Here is a 19,781-nt window from a genome sequence, read left to right on the forward strand (position 1 = left end):
CATCATGAAAAACTATACACTACTTTTCGCTGCAATCATAGGCGCTTTTTCATTCGGCAGCCATGCCCAGCAGGCAAAAATAAATGCTGCAGATAAAAAATATGACAGCTACGCCTATGTCGATGCAATAAAGACTTATGAAAAAGTTGCGGCCAAAGGCTACAGATCTGAAGACATGTTTAAAAAACTGGGAAATGCCTACTATTTCAATTCAGATTTCCAGAACGCGGCAAAATGGTACGGCGAATTATTTGCCATGAATCCAAATCCGGAGCCGGAATATTATTTCAGATACGCGCAATCTTTAAAATCGGCTGGAGACACCAGCAAAGCCAATAGGCTTCTGGAAGAATTCAATGCCGTCTCAAAAAATGACAGCAGAGGAAAGCTCTACAGAGAAGACATAAACTATCTCGACCAGATAAAGGCAAATTCTGGGAGGTACCAGATAGAAGACGCTGGAATCAACAGCCAATACTCCGATTACGGGTCATTTGTGTACAGCAATAAAATTTACTTTGCATCTGCACGGGATACGGGAAATTTTGTGCAGCGCAAACACAAATGGACAGGAGAATATTTCACCAATATTTATAATGCCGATCTGGATCCCGCAACGGGAACCGCATCAAAAGTGAATAAATTTAAATCGGCCATAAACACCAAATTTCACGAAGCTTCTCCTGTTTTTACCAGAGACGGAAAAACAGTCTATTTTACCAGAAACAACTATATTGGCGGCAAGAAAGGCAAGGACGAAAGCAGAGTCACTTTAATCAAGCTTTACAGAGCAGAACTGGGAAAAGACGGCAAATCGAACCAGCATTGCCGAACTTCCATTCAACAGCAATAATTACAGCACAGGCCATCCGGCTTTGAGCCCAGATGAAAAAACGCTGTATTTTGCTTCCGATATGCCGGGATCTTTTGGAGAGTCTGATCTGTATAAAGTAACTATAAATTCAAATGGCGGCTTTGGCCATCCGCAAAATCTTGGAAACACGATTAATACGGAAGGAAAAGAAACGTATCCTTACTTAACTTCTGAAAACGAGATTTATTTTGCGTCTGACGGACATCCGGGTCTGGGAGGATTGGATGTTTTTGTCGCCAATATTGACAATAGCGGAAAAGTAAGCAACATTCAGAATGTCGGGGCAGATGTCAATTCTCCAAAAGATGACTTTGCGTACATCATTGATCCTGAAACGAGAAGAGGGTTTTTCACTTCCAATAAAGATGGCGGACAGGGTTCTGATGATATCTACAGGTTCCTAGAAACCAGAAGGCTAAAATGCATCCAACAGCTGTACGGAATAATATCGGATGCAGAAACGGGGCTTGCGCTTCCGGGAGCCAAAGTCACTCTGTATGATGACCAGATGAACCTTAAAAACTCTGCCGCTGCAGACGGTTCCGGAATGTACACTTTTGATGTGGAATGCGGAAAAACCTATTTCGTAAGGGCGGAAAAGCCTGAATTCGCTACAAAAGAAGTAAGTATAACAATAGATAAAACAAGCGGCAAGACCAATCTTCCGATTGCACTTGAAAAATCAACCTGCAAGGTGACTGTGGGTGATGATTTAGGAAAATGTTTCGGAATCAAAATGATTTACTTTGATTTGGACAAGTCTAACATTAGAACAGAAGCGGCGCTGGATCTGGAAAAAATACTAGTGGTCTTAAACGACAATCCAAGCATGAAGCTGGATATCCGTTCGCATACAGACAGTAGAGCTTCTCATCAATACAACGAAGCTTTATCGGATAGAAGAGCCAAATCGACCATTCAGTGGCTTATTAAAAACGGAATAGCCCCTAACCGACTAACCGGAAAAGGCTATGGCGAAACAGAACTGGTAAATAAATGCGCAGACGGCGTGCCATGCACTGAAGAAGAGCATCAGGCCAACAGACGAAGCGAATTTATTATTACGGCTTTGTAATCAACACACTATCATATGCAATTAAAAAAAAGCTGTTCAAAATTTTGAACAGCTTTTTTTTAATTAAATTTATTCCATCCCGTACATCTTTTTTTGCCATGGTTTTAATTCTCTTAAAACTGGCTCTTCTAATTCCAGGGTTTGTTCTAATAGCTTAATAAAATTTTCTGCCAACACTTCAGTATCTAAATTTTCATAATCTATTAAAACAATTGCTGCTTCTTTTAGAATTTCTAAAATCAAAACAAACTTCACCATAATCACTATAATTACCGATAGCAAAATATCCTTTTTCTAATAAAACTTCTTTCATTTCTTCATTATTCTCCACTAATATATTTTGCCATTTATCACTTGGTTTGGGAAATAATCTAAGATCTGAATGTAAAAAAATAGTATAAAAGTGTTTATATTTTAAATATTCTCTATAAGAATTTGGAAATATTATATTGAAATGTTTTTCAATTTCAGTTATTTGATTTTCAGTTACTGTGCTATCAATTGGCTTCCATATTTTGTCAGTTGATTTTAAAATTTCCAAAAGTTCTTCACTAGAATTCTTCTGTACCATTTCCATTTTTACAGATTTATTTTTGATTATATTGTAATCAAAATCATATATCATATCTTCTGCAACATCATTTTCATACATAAGATATTCTTGATGTTTTTTTACAAAAGCTACTCCTCTATCTACATAATTTTTAATTATTTCATTCATTGCTTCTCATTTTTAAAAAATCGACGCAAAAGTAAGAAAATAAATACGTAAATAATTTTAAATTCTAAAAAAAAAACGTTGCAAATCAAAGAATTACAACGTTTTCTAAAAAACCAACCTGTTCAATATATTTTTAAAGCTTCACAAATATGTTAGTGTAATATTTTTTTCCTGTAGCTGGATCTGTGGTTACAGATAACCCAAAATGAGTATAATCGCCAACTATATTTTCTTTGTGCCCTGGACTATCAAGCCAAGCTCTTACAGCGGCCTCTGGAGTTTTATAGTTGTAAGCAACATTCTCTCCCACTCTTTTAGCTCCCAATACATTAGTCATATTAGTAGACCTAGCAACAAAATCGTTATGATCTACAACATTGTTCTGAATCATATATTTGTTATGCTCTTCACATTTATAAGATATATGATTAATTCTTTCCAGAGAATTTAAACCAATACTCAAACGATATTCGTTTATTAATCTCATCGTCTCTATTTCGGTATCATTGTATGTGTAATTTGCAACAAGGGTTTCTGTTGGAGTAGTAGTTTCCAAGCCAGCTTCAGCGGAATCAGCAGAACATGCGTTCATTGCGACAAGAATCGCAATGAACAACATGGTGCGCATAATCTTTTTCATAATCATCAGCATTTTAGCGGTTTAAAGTAAATGTTGGGGCAAATCCTTTAAATTTATCTTTGAATAAATTCGTTCGTATTATTGTATACCAAACGTATTCAATTTACCGTTAAAGTGCAAAATTAATCGATGAAATGCATTTATTTTTTTATTTATTATATAAAATTCTTACGTAAAACTACTTTTAAGAAGACAATCTTTCAATTTTCCAAGAAAAATCTGATTGGCTCGTGTAGCGAATTCTATCATGAAGCCTGTTGGGTCTTCCCTGCCAAAATTCAACTTGTAATGGAGTTACAATATAGCCACCCCAATTTTCGGGTCTGGGGATTGGCTTTCCTTCAAATTCAGCTTCTAGTTTTTTTAAGTTTTCTTCTAAAAATGTTCTTGACGGAATCACTTCACTCTGATGAGAAACAATCGCACCAAGCTTACTGCCGTCAGGGCGTGAATCAAAATAATTGTCTGAAATAATCTCCGATGTTTTCTGTGCAATACCTTTTATAATAACCTGACGTTCCATTTCCTGCCAAAAAAAAGACAAACAAATGTTTGGATTTGCTTCTATCGCTTTTCCTTTCTCCGAATTATAATTGGTGTAAAATATAAATCCCTCTTCAGAGAATTTCTTCAATAAAACCACACGAGATTTAGGAAAACCATCCAATCCAATTGTCGAAACCGTCATAGCATTCACCTCTCCGCTTCCGCCAAAATCTTCCACTTCATGAAACCATCGGTTAAAAAGATTGATTGGATCTTCGGGAATAGTACTTTCTAATAATTCGCTTTTCTCGTAAGATTTTCTATAATTACTTAAATCGTTCATGACTTATGATATTAGATTGTTGATTTTTAGATTTTAGATTATTGTTTCAAGTTTCAGGTTTCAGGTTGACAGAATCTGAATATTTGACTGTCACACTGAGCGAAGTCGAAATGCTTTTATAAACAGAACTTGATTTGCAAACGTGGGCTTCGACTTCGCTCAGCCTGACAAACGTGAAATGTTAAACCTAAAACAAACCACATACAAACTTGGTACCTCAGCATCTCAGAACCTTAGAACCTTAGAATCTTTTTTTTAGTTAAAACTCAAAACTACGTCCATCATCTCCCAAAAGCACATTTGGGAAAACAGTTTCGGCTTCTTCTTTAAAACGCTCAATTCCGTCGTAACGTGTTGAATAATGACCTAAAATTAATTGTTTTACATTGGCTTTCAATGCAATATTAGCTGCTTCTTTTGCTGTAGAATGCAAGGTTTTTTCTGCCAGTCTTGCTTCAGATTCCAGAAACGTCGATTCGTGATATAAAATATCTGTATTCTCTATAATCGGAATGATCTCTTCGTTGTAAACCGTATCAGAACAGAAGGCATAACTTTTTGTTGGTGGCGGATCAAAAGTCAATTTTTTATTCTCAACTACAGTTCCATCATCAAGTGTGATATCACTTCCATTTTTAATTTTCTGATAATAAGCCACATGAATATCATAACGCTGAACTGCTTCAATATCTAGTTTTCTTTCATCTGGTTTTTCTTGAAACAAAAAGCCATTGGTATAAACACGATGCTTTAACGGAATCGTTTTTACAATAACCTTTTTATCTTCAAAAATAACTTCACTTTCTTTTGATTCTAATTCGTGAAAAAACAAAGAATAAGTTGTCCAAGATTCCGTCAATTTTAATTGAAGAAGAATTAATTCTTTAATTCCTTTTCGGACCATAAATATGCAAATCGGTTGTTCTTCCCAAAAGAGAAAAAGTAGAAATCGTCCCAATCAATCCATACAAATGATCGCCGTGAAGATGGGAAATAAAAATATGATTGATTTTTGAGAATTTAATCTTGTTCTTTCGAAGCTGAACTTGAGTTCCCTCTCCACAATCAATTAAAAACAATCGGTTTTTAATTTCTAGAACCTGCGAAGTCGGATTAGTAAGTGTTCTCGGAGTTGCGGCATAACAGCCAAGTATAGTAAGTTTCATTTTTGATTTTAGATTTTAGAATGTAGATTTTAGATTGACAAAACATTTTAGATTTAGCATTCAAAAATCTAAAATCTAAAATCAGAAATCTAAAATTAAAACCCCAGGTCTCTTTCGATTTCTTCCATTTCGATAATATCATGAGCTTCCAAAAGTGAAGGAACCACCGCTAATTTATCTGAAATAGCATTAAAATCAAGATCGGTTGCAACTATAACAAAAGATTTTTTTGCTTTTTTATGAAGCTTAGAAAGTGGTAAAAAAGCTTTCAAATCTTTTTCTGTAATTGCTACATCAGCTGATAAATCGATTATAATATTTTGTTTTTCAAAGGTTTTAAACTGTTGCGTCACTTTTTCCAAGAAAGCGTTTACATCTCCTTGAGTATCTTTAATCGTAACGGTATGTCCTTTTTGATCTACTTTCATTTTTATAATTTGTGAGGCTTGTATTTTATGATGCTAATTTAGTAAGTTTTTTTATTGTTTTAAGTTTCACGTTTAAAGTTTGAGGTTTCAAGTTTGAGGTTTCAAGTTTCACGTTTGTCAGGCTGAGCGAAGTCGAAGCCCACGTTTGCAAAGCAAATTTCGTTTTTAAAAAACACTTCATTCAATTCGACACTCATTTCAAAACTGAAAACCGCGACCGCGACTGATCACTAAACTGAACACTGATCACTAAAAAAAACTACTGTATCTTAGAAGCCAGCAAATAAATAACCGCCATTCTAATCGCAACTCCATTCTCCACCTGATTCAAGATCACCGAATGATCAGAATCTGCCACTTCAGAAGTGATTTCTACTCCTCTATTGATTGGCCTGGGTGCATGATTACGATTTCTTTTCCTAATGAATCCAAAAGTGGTTTGTCTACTCCGTATTGTTGTGCGTACTCACGTGTTGATGGGAAGAAATTCACATCCATACGTTCATTTTGTACACGAAGCATATTCGCAACGTCACACCATTCTAGAGCTTTACGTAAATTTGGTTCAACGGTAACACCAAGCGATTCAATATATCTTGGAATCAATGTTTTTGGTCCGCAAACTTTTACTTCAGCGCCTTGCATCTGCAAAGCATATATGTTGGATAAGGCAACTCTCGAATGCAGAATATCGCCTACAATAACTACTTTTTTTCCGGCTACATCGCCTAGTTTTTCTCTAATCGAATAACTGTCTAATAAAGCCTGTGTTGGATGTTCATGCGCTCCGTCTCCAGCATTTACGATGCTTGCTTTGACGTTTTTTGATAAAAAATAAGCCGCTCCGGGATTAGAGTGGCGCATTACAACCATATCCACTTTCATCGAAAGGATATTGTTTACAGTATCAATCAAAGTCTCACCTTTTTTAACCGATGACTGAGCTGCAGAAAAACTGATTACATCAGCAGATAAACGTTTCTGCGCTAATTCGAAAGAGAGTTTGGTTCTGGTACTGTTTTCGAAGAAAATATTGGCAATGGTAATATCTCGTAATGAAGGAACTTTTTTAATTGGTCTATTAATGACTTCTTTAAAATGATCTGCCGTTTCAAAAATCAGGTTAATATCATTCTCGTTGATATATTTTATTCCTAATAAATGATTTACGCTTAATTCTTTCATTTGTATTGTTTATTTGTTTAATCGTTGAATTGTTTAATCGTTTTTTTTTGTCAAATCGCTTAATCGGTGTTATTACCGATTAAACAATTAACCGGTTAACCGATTAAACTTAATTCGTAACTAAGTGAACAACATCTTCACCATCATTTTCTTTCCAGCTTACAATTACTTTTTCACCATTAATAGCATCTACCTGACGGCCTCTATAATCGGGCTGAATTGGCAAATGACGGCTGAAACGTCTGTCTATTAAAACTAACAATTCGATTTCCGAAGGTCTTCCGAAAGATTGAATGGCAGTTAAGGCAGAACGAATGCTTCTTCCTGTAAACAAAACGTCATCGATAAAAATGACCTTTTTGTCTTCGACTATAAAATTGATTTGGGTCTTATTGGCTTCAAGCGGTTTATCAGTACGACGGAAATCATCTCTAAAAAAAGTGATATCCAAGTATCCTAACGAAATTTCAGGAACCTTATATTCGTTTTCTAATATTTGTTTTAAACGTTCAGCTAAAAAAACACCTCTTGGCTGAATTCCAACCAAAATTGTATTAGAGAAATCTAGATGTTTTTCGATTAACTGACAAGCCAAACGATGGAGTATGATAGTAACTTCTTTCGAATTAAGTAATACTTTTTGACTCATAAGTAATTATAATGTTTGGTTGCGCAAATATAAGGAATCTGATTTTATTTGTTGAGGTGTTGGAGAGGGAAAATATTTTTTTATTGAAAAACTAAAATCCAAAATATTAAAAAAAATCATATTAAAATGCGATTTTTTGTTTTGTATATTTACTCTATCTAAACCTTCAACACTAATGAGCAAACATCCACTGAAATGTCCCGAATGTAGCGATTTTAAAAAATTAGAAATCTTTTGGGTACGATATAAAAAAGAAAAAAATAAACAATTAGACATAAATATTCCTTTTTTTATTTGCCCAACATGTGGTCATAAAAAGCCATTGTATGAAAAAGAATATTACGACCAAATGACTGAAAAAGATTTTGAAGAAATGGAAGATGGAGAAATGCTTGATATAGTTTTCAAATATGAAAACAAGAAATTCCCCAGATATAATCACTTAAATCTTATATATTCTTCTGAAGACTACTATTTAATACCAGGATTATTTCGAGATGAAGATGACGGCTATTTAACGCCCGTTTTTTTCGATAAAGATATTCTCCTTTATTATAATAATCACCCAAACTATAGTGTCAAATTTGGCTCATTTTCCAGTTGTAATATTTATTATCAAGGAAAGCCTTTATTCAACTGGGGTTTCGGAATTAATCGAAATGGTAAAATATTTAAATGGCTTGGCGATTTAAATGAAGATTTTAAAGATGAAAGCATGTTGCCACATTTGAAAAGATTCCAAGCAAGCAATGTAAAATCTGATCATGATATATTCTCTAAATTTTATTTAAGCCAAAATCCCTTCTCCCCAAGTGATATGTTTCAGGCTTCAGACAATGAAACACAATTATTCATTATTAAGAATGAAGTAGATGAAGTTTTTTATGACAAATATGAAATTAAATTAACAAAAATACATATTGAAGATTATTTCGAATATTACAAACCTCCAATCCTAGAGGAAAAGGAACAAATTTTCAATGCCTATATTAGTTTAAATAAATTAATAATTGAAAATATTCAAACTGATTTATTAAAAAGAAAACTGATAGAAAAATTTAAGTCAAAAGAAATAAATAGTCTAGGTTCTTTAAAAACTCTTGAAAAATTTCTATTGGAATTTCATCAAAATGATAACTACGAGATTAAATCAATATTATCATCTCTATATGTATTAAGTGATTTACGTCAACTTCAAGGACATTTTAGCGATAGTAGCTTTGACTCACGCTATAATTTTTGCAAAGAACGATTACATTTAAATAATGATTCTACTCATTTTCAAGTTTACGAAACTCTTATAAAAGAATTAATTAAATCTTTCACAGATATAAAAAATTTAATGAATATATAAAACCAAAAAAGAAATGACTGAAAATCCACACTTAGTATTTACTTATCCTGAACTCTTCTCTAAAGAAATTATTGATGATGATATCTCTGAGATTGAAAGACAAAACTTAAAAATTCATATTGAAAAGCAAGGAGTTGAGACTTATGCAGCATTGGAATGGATTATACCTACCTTCTTTGCAACTTATATTCTTAAACCTTACTTTGAATCTTTCCTCCAAGAAGCAGGCAAAGACCATTATCAGCTCTTAAAAAATGCTTGTAAGAGAATGTTAGAAAGAGGAAAAGAAACTCAAGTCAAACTAATTTCAGCGAGTAAATCGACAAAAAAATTATCTAAAAAATACAACCAATCACTTTCTGTTTCAATTTTAGCAGAAACAAAAACAAAAAGACTAATTAAACTTTTGTTTGATAATGATTTAGAACTAGATGATTGGGAAAATGCTGTTGATGAATTGTCTAACTATCTTTTGGATCATTATCAAAATTATCCTAATGATCAATTATCAGATAAAATAAAAGATTTATCTCAAAAACCACATCATACTATTTATGTAAAAATAAATCCAAAATCCAAAAAATTAGAATTTCATGATGACAGCACCTTAATGATGGAAACCAGGAATTTAGAACTATCTTGAAAAAATCACATTACATTCTCTGATTTATAAAATAATAATCTAATAAAAACAAATGCTTCAAAATCTTCTAACTAAACCAAAAAAAATATTTATAGTAGATAGCTTTGGAGCTTTACTTACTTCCATCCTACTCTTTTTTATACTTAGAATTTTCAATGATTTTTTCGGTTTATCAAAAGAAGTTTTTGAATATCTTGCAATTATTGCATTTACTTTTTTCGTTTATTCAATAAGTTGTTATTTTTTAATCAAGCAAAATTGGAAATCGTTTTTAAAAATAATTTGTACGGCGAACATTCTTTATTGTCTTTTAACATTCGGCATTTTAATCTACAATTATGAAAGCGTTTCTATCTTTGGGATTATTTACTTTCTAGCAGAAATAGCAGTAATTATTGGACTTGTCACTTTAGAAATAAAAATTACAAACTCCAAATCCTAAAACATTTCCAAAAAATTCTATAACACATTTCGCTGATTCCTGAAGTAATTTTAAGTATCAATTTAAAATATCAGAATCATGCAAAATAAAATACTAAGATTGTTAATGGTATTCGTAATACTGTTTTCATTTACAAGCTGTGAAGTTATTGGAGACATTTTTAAAGCCGGAATGGGATTCGGGATTTTTATCGTAATTTTTATTATTGCGATTATTATCTGGATTTTCGCTAAAATGTTCGGCAGTAAATAGTAGTAAAATAAACAAATTAAAAATCCCAAATTCCAATTTTTATAGCTGGGATTGTTTTTTTTTGCCACGAATTACACAAATTAGCACAAATTTAATTCGTGGAAATTCGTGCAATTAGTGGCTATATTTTTAAACATAAAAAAATCCCAAACTCCAGTCTAATTTGGAATTTGGGATTTTTAATATATTGGAATTTCAAAAATTAAAGATTGTACATCTTCTTTCTTTGTTCTTGAATTTTTTCATCATCAAGATATTCGTCAAATGTCATGTAACGATCGATAACTCCGTTTGGTGTCAATTCTACGATTCTGTTACCAACAGTTTGCGCGAACTCGTGGTCATGCGTTGTGAAGATTACAGAACCTTTAAAGTTTTTCAATGAGTTATTGAAAGCTGTAATAGACTCCAAATCTAAGTGGTTTGTTGGCTCATCAAGCATTAAAACGTTAGCACGCTCCATCATCATTCTAGACAACATACAACGTACTTTTTCTCCTCCAGACAAAACTCTAGACGTTTTAAGAGCTTCTTCTCCAGAGAAAATCATTTTCCCTAAAAAACCTCTAATGAAAACCTCATCACGCTCTTCTTCTGTTTTAGCGTACTGACGTAACCAGTCAACTAAAGTTAAGTCGTTTTCGAAATATTTGTGGTTTTCAGCTGGTAAATACGCTTGATTGGTTGTAATTCCCCAATCGAAAGTTCCAGCATCTGCTTTTTGTTCGTTGTTTAAGATTTCATAGAAAGCAGTTGTAGCACGTGAATCTTTAGAGAAAAGAACGATTTTATCGCCTTTTGCCATATTCAAGTTAATGTCTTTAAATAAAACTTCTCCGTCTACAGAAGCCGCTAAGTTTTCTACATTCAAAATCTGATCTCCCGCTTCACGATCCTGATCGAAGATAATCGCAGGATAACGACGGCTAGAAGGTTTGATTTCAGAAATATTTAATTTCGAAATCATTTTTTTACGAGAAGTAGCTTGTTTCGATTTCGCAACGTTTGCACTAAAACGACGAATAAATTCTTCCAACTCTTGTTTCTTCTCTTCTGCTTTCTTGTTTTGCTGTGCACGTTGTTTTGCCGCTAATTGGCTAGACTCGTACCAGAACGTATAGTTTCCTGAGTAGTGATTGATTTTTCCGAAATCAATATCAGAAATATGTGTACAAACCGCATCCAAAAAGTGACGGTCGTGAGATACAACAATTACAGTGTTTTCGTAGTTTGCCAAGAAGTTTTCTAACCAAGCGATTGTCTCGAAATCCAAATCGTTGGTAGGCTCATCCATAATCAATACATCTGGATTTCCAAAAAGTGCCTGCGCCAAAAGCACACGTACTTTCATCTTTCCTTCCATATCTGCCATTAAAGTATAATGATCTGCTTCTGTGATTCCTAAGTTAGACAACATAGACGCAGCATCAGAATCGGCATTCCATCCATTCATTTCTTCAAACTGAACTTGCAACTCCCCTATTCTGTCTGCATTAGCATCATTATAATCTAAATAAAGTTCATCCATTTCTTTTTTAACAGCGTACAGAACTTTATTTCCCATTAAAACGGTTTCCAAAACAGTATGCTCATCGAACATGTTGTGGTTCTGGTTTAAAACCGACATACGTTTTCCCGGTTCTAAATGAATATGCCCTGAAGTTGGGTCCATATCGCCTGAAATAATTTTTAGAAATGTAGATTTTCCAGCACCATTGGCTCCAATAACGCCGTAAATATTTCCGTGAGTGAATGTGGTATTTACTTCGTCAAACAAAATTCGTTTGCCAAATTGAACTGATAAATTATTGACTGTTAACATGAATGTCTTTTTAATTAATTTGGTGCAAAAGTAGTGAAAAAGGTTCTAAGTTGCAAAGATAGTAAGGTGCTAAGGTTTTTATGCTTGTGATGGGTTTCTCGCAAAGGCGCAAAGGCGCAGAGTTTTGTTTCACCAAATTGATTACTACGTAATCTTGTCATATCGGCGAAGAAGACCCGAGCGATAGCGAATAGACGAAGTAAACCTTCGTCTATAATTGTCAATCTTTGTCCAGCTACTTGTGGAGATTTCTCGTTCCTCGAAATTGTAAAGGTTAGATAATTCGGTAACAAAATTTAACTTTAATAAATTTTGTTGCGATGAGAAATAACAGTCAGGATTCGACATTAGAGAGAAACTATTTAGAGAAATATCGTTTTTTAATAAGAGAATACGAGCAGGTAAAAAACAAGACTCATCCAGTGCATAAAAAAGCAATGGATTTTTACACAGCAAATGATACCTGCCGAAAAAGTTTTTTAAAGTATTATAACCGCTATAAGCAAAGTGGTAAGGCTGTAGATTTATTGCCTCAAAAGCGAGGTCCAAAATATAAAACCAGGCGCCCTTTGCCTTTTATAGAGCAAAAAGTAGTTGAATTAAGAGAAAAAGGAAACAACAAATATGAAATTGTTAGTATCTTAAATCCCAAATTAGGAAAACATACACCATCATATTCTGGAGTTTATAATATTTTAAAACGGCATAAAATAAATAGATTAACTCCGAAGATTAAAAAGAATCATCAGAAAATAATCAAAGAAAGAATGGGACAGCTGGGTCATATTGATTGCCATTACTTAAGTAAAAGCATAATTCGCGGAGAAAACAAAAAACTGTATTTAGTCTGTGTAATTGATGATTACAGCCGGATTGCCTGGGCAGAATTGGTTCCCGATATAACCAGTTTAACCGTAATGTTTGCTTCATTAAAATGCTTAAATATTCTAAGCAGCCATTATGAAATAAAATTTGAAGAGTTATTATCTGACAATGGAGCTGAATTTGGAATTAAAACAAGCAAGGTAAAAAATCAGCATCCTTTTGAAAGAATGCTTATGGAACTTGGGATCGTACACAGATACACCAGACCTTACCGTCCGCAGACAAATGGTAAAGTAGAGCGATTTTGGAGAACTCTGGAAGAGGATTTATTACGAGATACTGACTTTGATTCTCAAGAAGAACTAAAAGAGGAACTGTTGCAATATTTATATTATTACAATCATGAAAGACCACATCAGGGAATTGATGGAAAAAAGCCAATTGAAATGATAAATCCGTTACCGAAATAAGTAACTTTTACAGAAATGACAAACTGGATCGTTAATTTTTGGTTAAAAAAAACTTCGCGACTTCGCGACTTTGCGAGATTAATTAAAACTTACAATTTACTTTCTTTAGCCAAAGCCACTTCAAGACTCTCAAAATTAGGAAGCACTTTAGCAATCATTCCTTCTTTGTTGATTATAAAATGTGTTGGAAAAGAGTTCAGCTGTAAAACATTATTCATATATTCCTTCATATCTGGAATTACAGAATAAGACAATGGTTTTCTAGCTAAAAATGTTTTTAATTGTTCTGCTGAATCTTCGGCTAAACTCATAAAAACAATATCGTTTCGATCTTTGTATTCTTCAACCAATTTATTTACCTGAGGAAATTCTCTAATGCAAGGCGTACAGTGAATGTACCAGCATTTGATTACAATGATTTTTCCTTTCATGGATTCGTTCGTTACCAAATTTCCGTCTAAATCTTTAAAGGAGAATTGCGGAAAAGCGGTTCCTTCCATTTTATAATTTTTATAAGCATCAAAACCAATTTGATTGATGGTGGCTTTTATGCTTGAATCTGTTTTTGGCTGAATTTTGAATAGTTTATAAACATACATATTCGCTTCTGATTTCAATCGAACTGGAATGAAATTTCCATTTGCCAGCTGATCTAAAAAAGCTTCTTTTGAGATTTCTTTTGAAGATGAATCAAGTGCAGTGAAATCTCTCGAAAGCATAATTCCTTTATTATAAACCGACCATTGCTCGTACGTTTTCTGAATTTGTAAAGGATCAGCTTCTGGGTTTCCGAATTTATTTTGAGCTGTACTTATTGTAAAAATAAAGAGTAGTGCAATTAAGCTAATGAATTTCTGCATGGATTCTGAAACAATTGTATTTGATCTCAAAAATAGTGAAAGTTTTTTAACCGCAAAGACGCAAAGGTATGCGCAAAGTTCGCAAAGGGTTTCTTGCAGATTTAGCAGATTTTTTATTAATCTATCTAAAAAAATAAGTAAAAAAAATCCGTTTTTTATCCGCTTCTTTACGAAGTAAATCCGCCTCATCCGTGTACTATATTGAGTTATTAGTCCATTTATCGAAAGTCATATAAAAAAAACCTGGCAGTAAAACTACCAGGTTCATAATGCGCATCTTTAGGCAAAAACCAAATAACAAATTACCTAAAGTGGCATTTTTTAGAAATAAAATAGATTAAAACATAAATAACCAAACTCAATTTTAACCGTCCCGTTTTTTATTTCTAAATTTTCAATTCTTTTTTAGTTTAAAAAGTTCATTACTTTCAATGACTTTTTGTGTCCAGATTTATCTGTTACGATCACGACAAAAATTTGTCTACTAGCAAAACTTGGACTATGAAGCAATACTTCTTTGTTGTTTTGAATATTTCTAGAACTTGTAACAGTTTGTCCTATTGTATTGAATACATCAACTTGAACAATGTCTTCTGTTTCATTAGATACCGATAAAGTATTGTTTCTAAAATAGGCAACAGTCGCATTACTCTCAGGCTTAATATCTTCTAAAATTAATGTTTTTGCTGTGGCTTGAGATGCAAAATAAGCTGCATATGCTTTAGATAATTCAGATGAATTACCACAAGAAGAGGCATCCCAGTTTACAGACCAAGTCATTAAACCTCTTAAAGAAGGATATGGCCCATCCTGGCTGCATTGTGTAGGTTCTTCCTGAGAAATTGGTTCCATTTCTTAAATAATCCATAGCATTAATTCCTTCTGTCGGAGTTAAATAACCGCTACCTGCTGCACTCGGACAAGCTGGTAATGCAATAAGAACTTTTGAAGCTGGCAATCCATCAAAATGCATTCCTGTTGAAGCAATGTTATACCCTTTTATGATCATATCAGTCAAGGCTGTAACCATGTTGGCTTTTTTAGCCGTACCATAATATTGACCGTCTAATCCGTTTTCTCCTCCTGTATTATACAATTGTACTGCTAGCAAATCCAATTCGTTGCGTAAGTTTTGAATAATTGGCAAGAAAGAACCAAAAGTATCTGTATAAGTAGTATATCCTCCTTGTACATATTGTGTTTCTGGAGCTGCAGTCAATAAAAATCCAGGGCCATAGTAGGCTTTTAATTCTTTGAAAGCATCTACCACGTTTTTCAATCTTGGATAAGCCGAAATACCAGCGTAAGAGATATCTCTTAAACCTCCTGCACTAAAATTCATCGATCCACCTTCAAAATCAATATCAACTCCATCAAACTGATACTCGTCGATGATTGCTTTTAGACCATTAACAAAAATATTTTTCTGAGTTACATTGTCTAAAACAACATGACCATTTTGACCTCCAATAGAAACAATAACAGGAACACCGCTATCTCTTAAGGCTTTTATATCGTTTTTCAACAATTGCTTATTGAAAACGCCATTGGTCAAATATCTCGCATCGTTTGTGGTTAATATTGGTGTATAACCATCGCGATTCACTGTTTCTACGAAAGAATAATCCACTACGTTAAATTTACTTCCGACCATTTGAGAAAAATATAAAAATGGAGCTGCAGTATTTTCCCAAGAATGTGCATATCCTAAAATAATTTTAGATGGAAGCGGAATAAATCTATTACCACTTATTGTAGCAATTTTAATAGTATTGTTTAATGTAGTTACAGCAGCTTTATTATCGGTTGCTTTAATTACAATTGGATAATCTTGATAAGCAGTTGGCGTAAAATTATACGTATAAGTATTATTTGTACCTGCTGTCATGTTAAAAGTGCCTCCGTTTATGGTAATCGTAACACCAGAAACTGATCCGTCACTATCGACAGCTGTAACTGAAATTGGCACAACTTGGAAAGAGCTTTGGTATACCGTAGTATTTGATGGTGAATTCCAAGTGATTACAGGCAATGAATTTGGACAGTTTGCACCTGAACAATTTAATGTAAAACTATAGGTTTTTGAATCTGTTGTTCCGTTTGAAGCCGTAGCCGTAACGGTTAGCGTATGAGAAACTCCAAACTGATTTGCTACTGGTGTCCAAACCGCTGTATAAGTTCCTGAAGAATTGGTAGCGCTTATGCTTTGTCCGTCTAAACTAAATACAACAGATGAAATTGTAGTGGCATCTGTAGCACTTAATCCTACACTTGCAACAAAATTAATTGCTGAACCTAAATTTATAGCAATCGCCGAAGCTGTTGGTGCTGTAATAGCAACTACTGGCTTAGTCACAACTGTTGTTTGTGTATTGAAATTATAAACTGTTGGCGCTGTTGGAACGGCGAAGTTTGCTAGATTATTTGGATAATAAGCTACTTCTCCATTTTGCCATGAATTTAATTTCAAGCTTAAAATTTGTGTATACCCCGCTACAACTGAATCATCAAAAGCGTAATTTCCTGATGCATCTGTTGTTGCCAGAACGCTTTTCCAGTTGTGGGTGTTATCTGTCCATGGTAAAACAATTTCCACTTTTGCATTTGCTACAGGCGTTGAACCGTTTTTCACCGTTCCGCTAATTAAGTTTGTAGCTGCCGCTAATGCTACTCTAGCCGTTGCACTTGTATTGAAGTTGTACGTTGTTGGACTTGCAGGAACTGCAAAGTTGGCTAGATTATTTGGATAATAATTTACCTCTCCGTTTGACCAAGTATTTAGTTTTAAACTTGTAATGGTTGTATAACCGTCTATAACAGAATTATCAAAACTGTATTTTCCTTGTGCATCTGTTGTTGCCAAAACACTTTTCCACGGATGTGCATTATCTGTCCAAGGTAAAACCAATTCTACTTTGGCTCCTGAAACTGGCGTTGTTCCGTTTTTAACTGTTCCGCTAATTTTACTTGAAGTCGTTACAACATCCTGAGCAAAGTTTAATGTTTTATTGGCATTCAAATTAGAATAAACTGTCGACACTGGCGTAAAAGTTTGCCCAGTCAAAGCTGCAGTTACAGTATAATTTCCGCCAGAAGCTAAAGTCAATGAATATGACCCAGTTGAATTAGTTGTTGCCGTAACATTTCCTGCTGTAGAAGCTGCCGTAACGGTTACGCCAGAAACTGCAGTACTTCCGTTAAGAACTGTTCCGCTTACGGTGTACGTTACAACTGCCGCACCTTGAGTGAAATTCAACGTCTTGTTGGCATCAATTGCATTGTAAACTGTTGAAGCTGGAGTATAAGAAAATCCAGATTTTGAAGCTGTAACTGTGAAGTTTAAACCTGCTGTTAAACCTGCAACGCTGTAAGCCCCACTTGCATTTGAAACTGCTGTTAAAGTTGTGCTTCCTGAAACTGCTGAAACAGTTACACCAGAAACTGGACCACTTCCGTCTACAATTGTTCCGCTTACAGTATAAGTTGGCTGTGTTCCATTAATTACAACTGCCGTCTGATTTACCGTTACATTGTTTAACGATACTGGAACAAAGGTATAACTCGCCTTTAAAGCTGTAAGCGAATAGTTTTGTCCTGAAGTTAAATTATTGAATGCAAAGTTTCCTGTTTGAGAAACTACTGTCTGGATAACGACATTAGATGCATTACGCAATTCGACAGTAACATTGGTAACCAAAGTCGATCCGTTTTTTACAGAACCAGAAATACTTACTGTTCCTGGAACAACACTGCCGAAAGAAGCATCCACTTGGTTTAATAATGAATTCGGAATTGCACCTCTGGTATCTTGAGATAATTCCCAAATCATACCTCCTGCTAAGTTTTTCGATTTTATATACTGCACTTTTAAGTCCATTGACTGTTTATCTTCATAAGAAATAAACTCTTTTCTAGTAGCATTATATAAATAAGGAACTTTTGTAGTATTATCAAAATAACGAACCCATCCTGCCGAAGCCGCAGATGGCGTTACCATCATCGTGTTTGGATCTAAATAAGCATGCGAATTGGTAACTGGATTTCCAACTAAATCACAGATTTCGATACTTCCAGATTTTTCACAAGCTCCCGAACCATCCCATGTACCGGTTGGATTTTGAGGATTTGTACATCCAGGAACGATATATCTTGGTGCTGAAACAAATAATCCGTTTGTTGAATTTGCAGCAACGTTATCGAATTTTTTTCCGTAGAAAGGCAATCCCATGATTAATTTATTCGCAGGAAAACCAATTACGTTTAGATATTGATTGGTTAATTCGTCTAATGATTCTGATTGCGTTGCGCCATACAACGGATCATTAGTGTTCCCGCTTGCATATAAAGGAGCATTATAGCAGGTTTTATCATACCAATTTCCTCCAAAATCATATCCGAAATAGGTAATATAATCACAGTAAGTCGAAATATCTTCGCTCATGCCATACTGCGCTCTGTTGTTTGGCCCTTAAATACTGTTTAGCAACGTTTCTAACATTGTTTCCAGCAGCAATGGTAACCAATTTATTTGGCATTGCCTGACGCATTGCTTTCAATAAAAGCACTAAATTTTTATTGTCGTCTGGACTGTATTTTTGCGGAGGAACAGGCGCACCATTTACTATTTCTGTACCGTCAGTCCCACCCGAAAGAGGATATTCCCAATCGATATCAAAACCGTCGATAAAAGGATACGTAGTAATAAAGTTTGCCATATCTGCTGCTAAAGCTGCTCTTGCTACAGGACTTGCAGCAATTGGAGAAAGATCTTGTCCTTTTGTCCAGCCTCCAACAGAAATTAAAATTTTTAAATGCGGATACTTTTCTTTTAATTTCATTAAATCATAGAAGTTTCCTTTTACTGGAGCATCCCACGGAATGCCGCCTTCCATATGCTCATAATCAGCATAAGTGTCTAAACATTTTAACTTGGTATTCTCTGGATGGGCAGGATCATAAGTTGTGCCATAAAAAGAATAATTTAAATGCGTTATTTTACTTCCGTCAATTTTAGGAACATTAAAATCCCTAGCATAGATAGACCATTGCGCATAATACCCCACTACTTTTTTTCCGTGAGCTGGTTGAGCCAACGCTAGTAAGGGAAACAATAACAAAAAGAGCAATCTGTAATAATGTTTCATAGTTAATAAATATTAGTTAATAGAAAATAAATAATTGGGCCACAGAAGCTTTTAAAATCTTCTGGGTTTCGCTCAACTGCAGATTGGAACCCCGCGGTCGATTGGAAATAAACTCAAATTACATTCTATAGATAAATATTACTATTACTGATTCATTCATAATCATTAGTAAATAGCAGTGATCGATATTTATTTATAATTCTAAAAATTAATCTTAAATACAAATGATAAATTTGGGACTAATCATCAATCTATACTCTCGTTTTTTGTCATGTTTTGTGGTATTCTAATTCTTCTATTTGGTTTTAAAGGTTAATACTAGTCTCATGGCTTATATTTTTAATATTGAATTAAGTTAAGTGGTGTTTACTTCTGAAATCTTGGCTATAACTATCTCTACCG

The 19,781-nt window shown here is 34.0% G+C and carries 11 protein-coding genes and 4 pseudogenes; 5 read left to right on the forward strand and 10 right to left on the reverse strand.

The window, feature by feature from the left end:
• Nucleotides 1-4: 4 nt before the first annotated feature.
• Nucleotides 5-1,949 (forward strand): annotated as a pseudogene (locus ACPWTF_RS04255) (OmpA family protein).
• A gap of 193 nt (nucleotides 1,950-2,142) precedes the next feature.
• On the opposite strand, the gene ACPWTF_RS04260 reads toward ACPWTF_RS04255, so the two are convergent.
• The 7 genes and pseudogenes from ACPWTF_RS04260 to pyrR form a co-directional block, all read right to left on the reverse strand.
• Nucleotides 2,143-2,670, reverse strand: coding sequence for an SMI1/KNR4 family protein (locus ACPWTF_RS04260; RefSeq protein ID WP_427874562.1), 528 nt, complete (start codon nucleotides 2,668-2,670; stop codon nucleotides 2,143-2,145).
• Nucleotides 2,671-2,803: 133 nt separating this feature from the next.
• A complete protein-coding gene (locus tag ACPWTF_RS04265; RefSeq protein ID WP_320491998.1) occupies nucleotides 2,804-3,310 on the reverse strand; it encodes a CAP domain-containing protein in 507 nt (168 codons plus the stop codon).
• Nucleotides 3,311-3,494: 184 nt separating this feature from the next.
• Nucleotides 3,495-4,139: a pyridoxamine 5'-phosphate oxidase gene (pdxH, locus tag ACPWTF_RS04270; protein WP_427874563.1), complete on the reverse strand. Its 645-nt coding sequence runs from the start codon at nucleotides 4,137-4,139 to the stop codon at nucleotides 3,495-3,497.
• A gap of 259 nt (nucleotides 4,140-4,398) precedes the next feature.
• Nucleotides 4,399-5,305, reverse strand: a pseudogene (locus tag ACPWTF_RS04275) (ribonuclease Z).
• A 95-nt stretch (nucleotides 5,306-5,400) separates the two neighbouring features.
• Complete coding sequence (locus tag ACPWTF_RS04280) at nucleotides 5,401-5,733, reverse strand: ribonuclease Z (protein WP_427874565.1); 333 nt, start codon at nucleotides 5,731-5,733, stop codon at nucleotides 5,401-5,403.
• A 259-nt stretch (nucleotides 5,734-5,992) separates the two neighbouring features.
• Nucleotides 5,993-6,918: pseudogene (locus ACPWTF_RS04285) on the reverse strand (aspartate carbamoyltransferase catalytic subunit).
• Nucleotides 6,919-7,027: 109 nt separating this feature from the next.
• On the reverse strand, nucleotides 7,028-7,567 hold the full coding sequence (gene pyrR, locus ACPWTF_RS04290; RefSeq protein ID WP_012026512.1) for a bifunctional pyr operon transcriptional regulator/uracil phosphoribosyltransferase PyrR: 540 nt from the start codon (nucleotides 7,565-7,567) through the stop codon (nucleotides 7,028-7,030).
• Nucleotides 7,568-7,742: 175 nt separating this feature from the next.
• Between pyrR and ACPWTF_RS04295 the strand changes: the two genes are divergently transcribed.
• The 3 genes from ACPWTF_RS04295 to ACPWTF_RS04305 all read left to right on the forward strand — a co-directional run bounded on the left by ACPWTF_RS04295 (nucleotide 7,743) and on the right by ACPWTF_RS04305 (nucleotide 10,258).
• Nucleotides 7,743-8,921, forward strand: a complete 1,179-nt coding sequence (locus ACPWTF_RS04295; protein WP_427874566.1) for a hypothetical protein — start codon at nucleotides 7,743-7,745, stop codon at nucleotides 8,919-8,921.
• 13 nt (nucleotides 8,922-8,934) lie between these two features.
• Nucleotides 8,935-9,564 (forward strand): hypothetical protein, encoded by a 630-nt coding sequence (locus tag ACPWTF_RS04300; RefSeq protein WP_427874567.1) that lies wholly within the window; start codon nucleotides 8,935-8,937, stop codon nucleotides 9,562-9,564.
• A gap of 520 nt (nucleotides 9,565-10,084) precedes the next feature.
• Complete coding sequence (locus tag ACPWTF_RS04305) at nucleotides 10,085-10,258, forward strand: hypothetical protein (protein ID WP_008468862.1); 174 nt, start codon at nucleotides 10,085-10,087, stop codon at nucleotides 10,256-10,258.
• 202 nt (nucleotides 10,259-10,460) lie between these two features.
• Here the strand turns inward: ACPWTF_RS04305 and ACPWTF_RS04310 are convergent, their stop codons facing one another.
• Entirely contained in the window at nucleotides 10,461-12,080 is a 1,620-nt protein-coding gene (locus ACPWTF_RS04310) for an ABC-F family ATP-binding cassette domain-containing protein (RefSeq protein ID WP_427874568.1), read from the reverse strand.
• 320 nt (nucleotides 12,081-12,400) lie between these two features.
• On the opposite strand from ACPWTF_RS04310, the gene ACPWTF_RS04315 reads away from it, so the two are divergent.
• Nucleotides 12,401-13,375, forward strand: a complete 975-nt coding sequence (locus ACPWTF_RS04315; protein WP_427871829.1) for an integrase core domain-containing protein — start codon at nucleotides 12,401-12,403, stop codon at nucleotides 13,373-13,375.
• Nucleotides 13,376-13,464: 89 nt separating this feature from the next.
• On the opposite strand, the gene ACPWTF_RS04320 is transcribed toward ACPWTF_RS04315, so the two are convergent.
• Complete coding sequence (locus ACPWTF_RS04320) at nucleotides 13,465-14,265, reverse strand: TlpA family protein disulfide reductase (protein WP_427874569.1); 801 nt, start codon at nucleotides 14,263-14,265, stop codon at nucleotides 13,465-13,467.
• A 375-nt stretch (nucleotides 14,266-14,640) separates the two neighbouring features.
• Nucleotides 14,641-19,379, reverse strand: a pseudogene (gene chiA, locus ACPWTF_RS04325) (T9SS-translocated chitinase ChiA).
• Nucleotides 19,380-19,781: the final 402 nt, after the last annotated feature.

Origin of the sequence: Flavobacterium sp. MMS24-S5, assembly GCF_050320125.1 — a bacterium.
GTDB classification, from domain to species: Bacteria; Bacteroidota; Bacteroidia; order Flavobacteriales; family Flavobacteriaceae; genus Flavobacterium; species Flavobacterium tyrosinilyticum.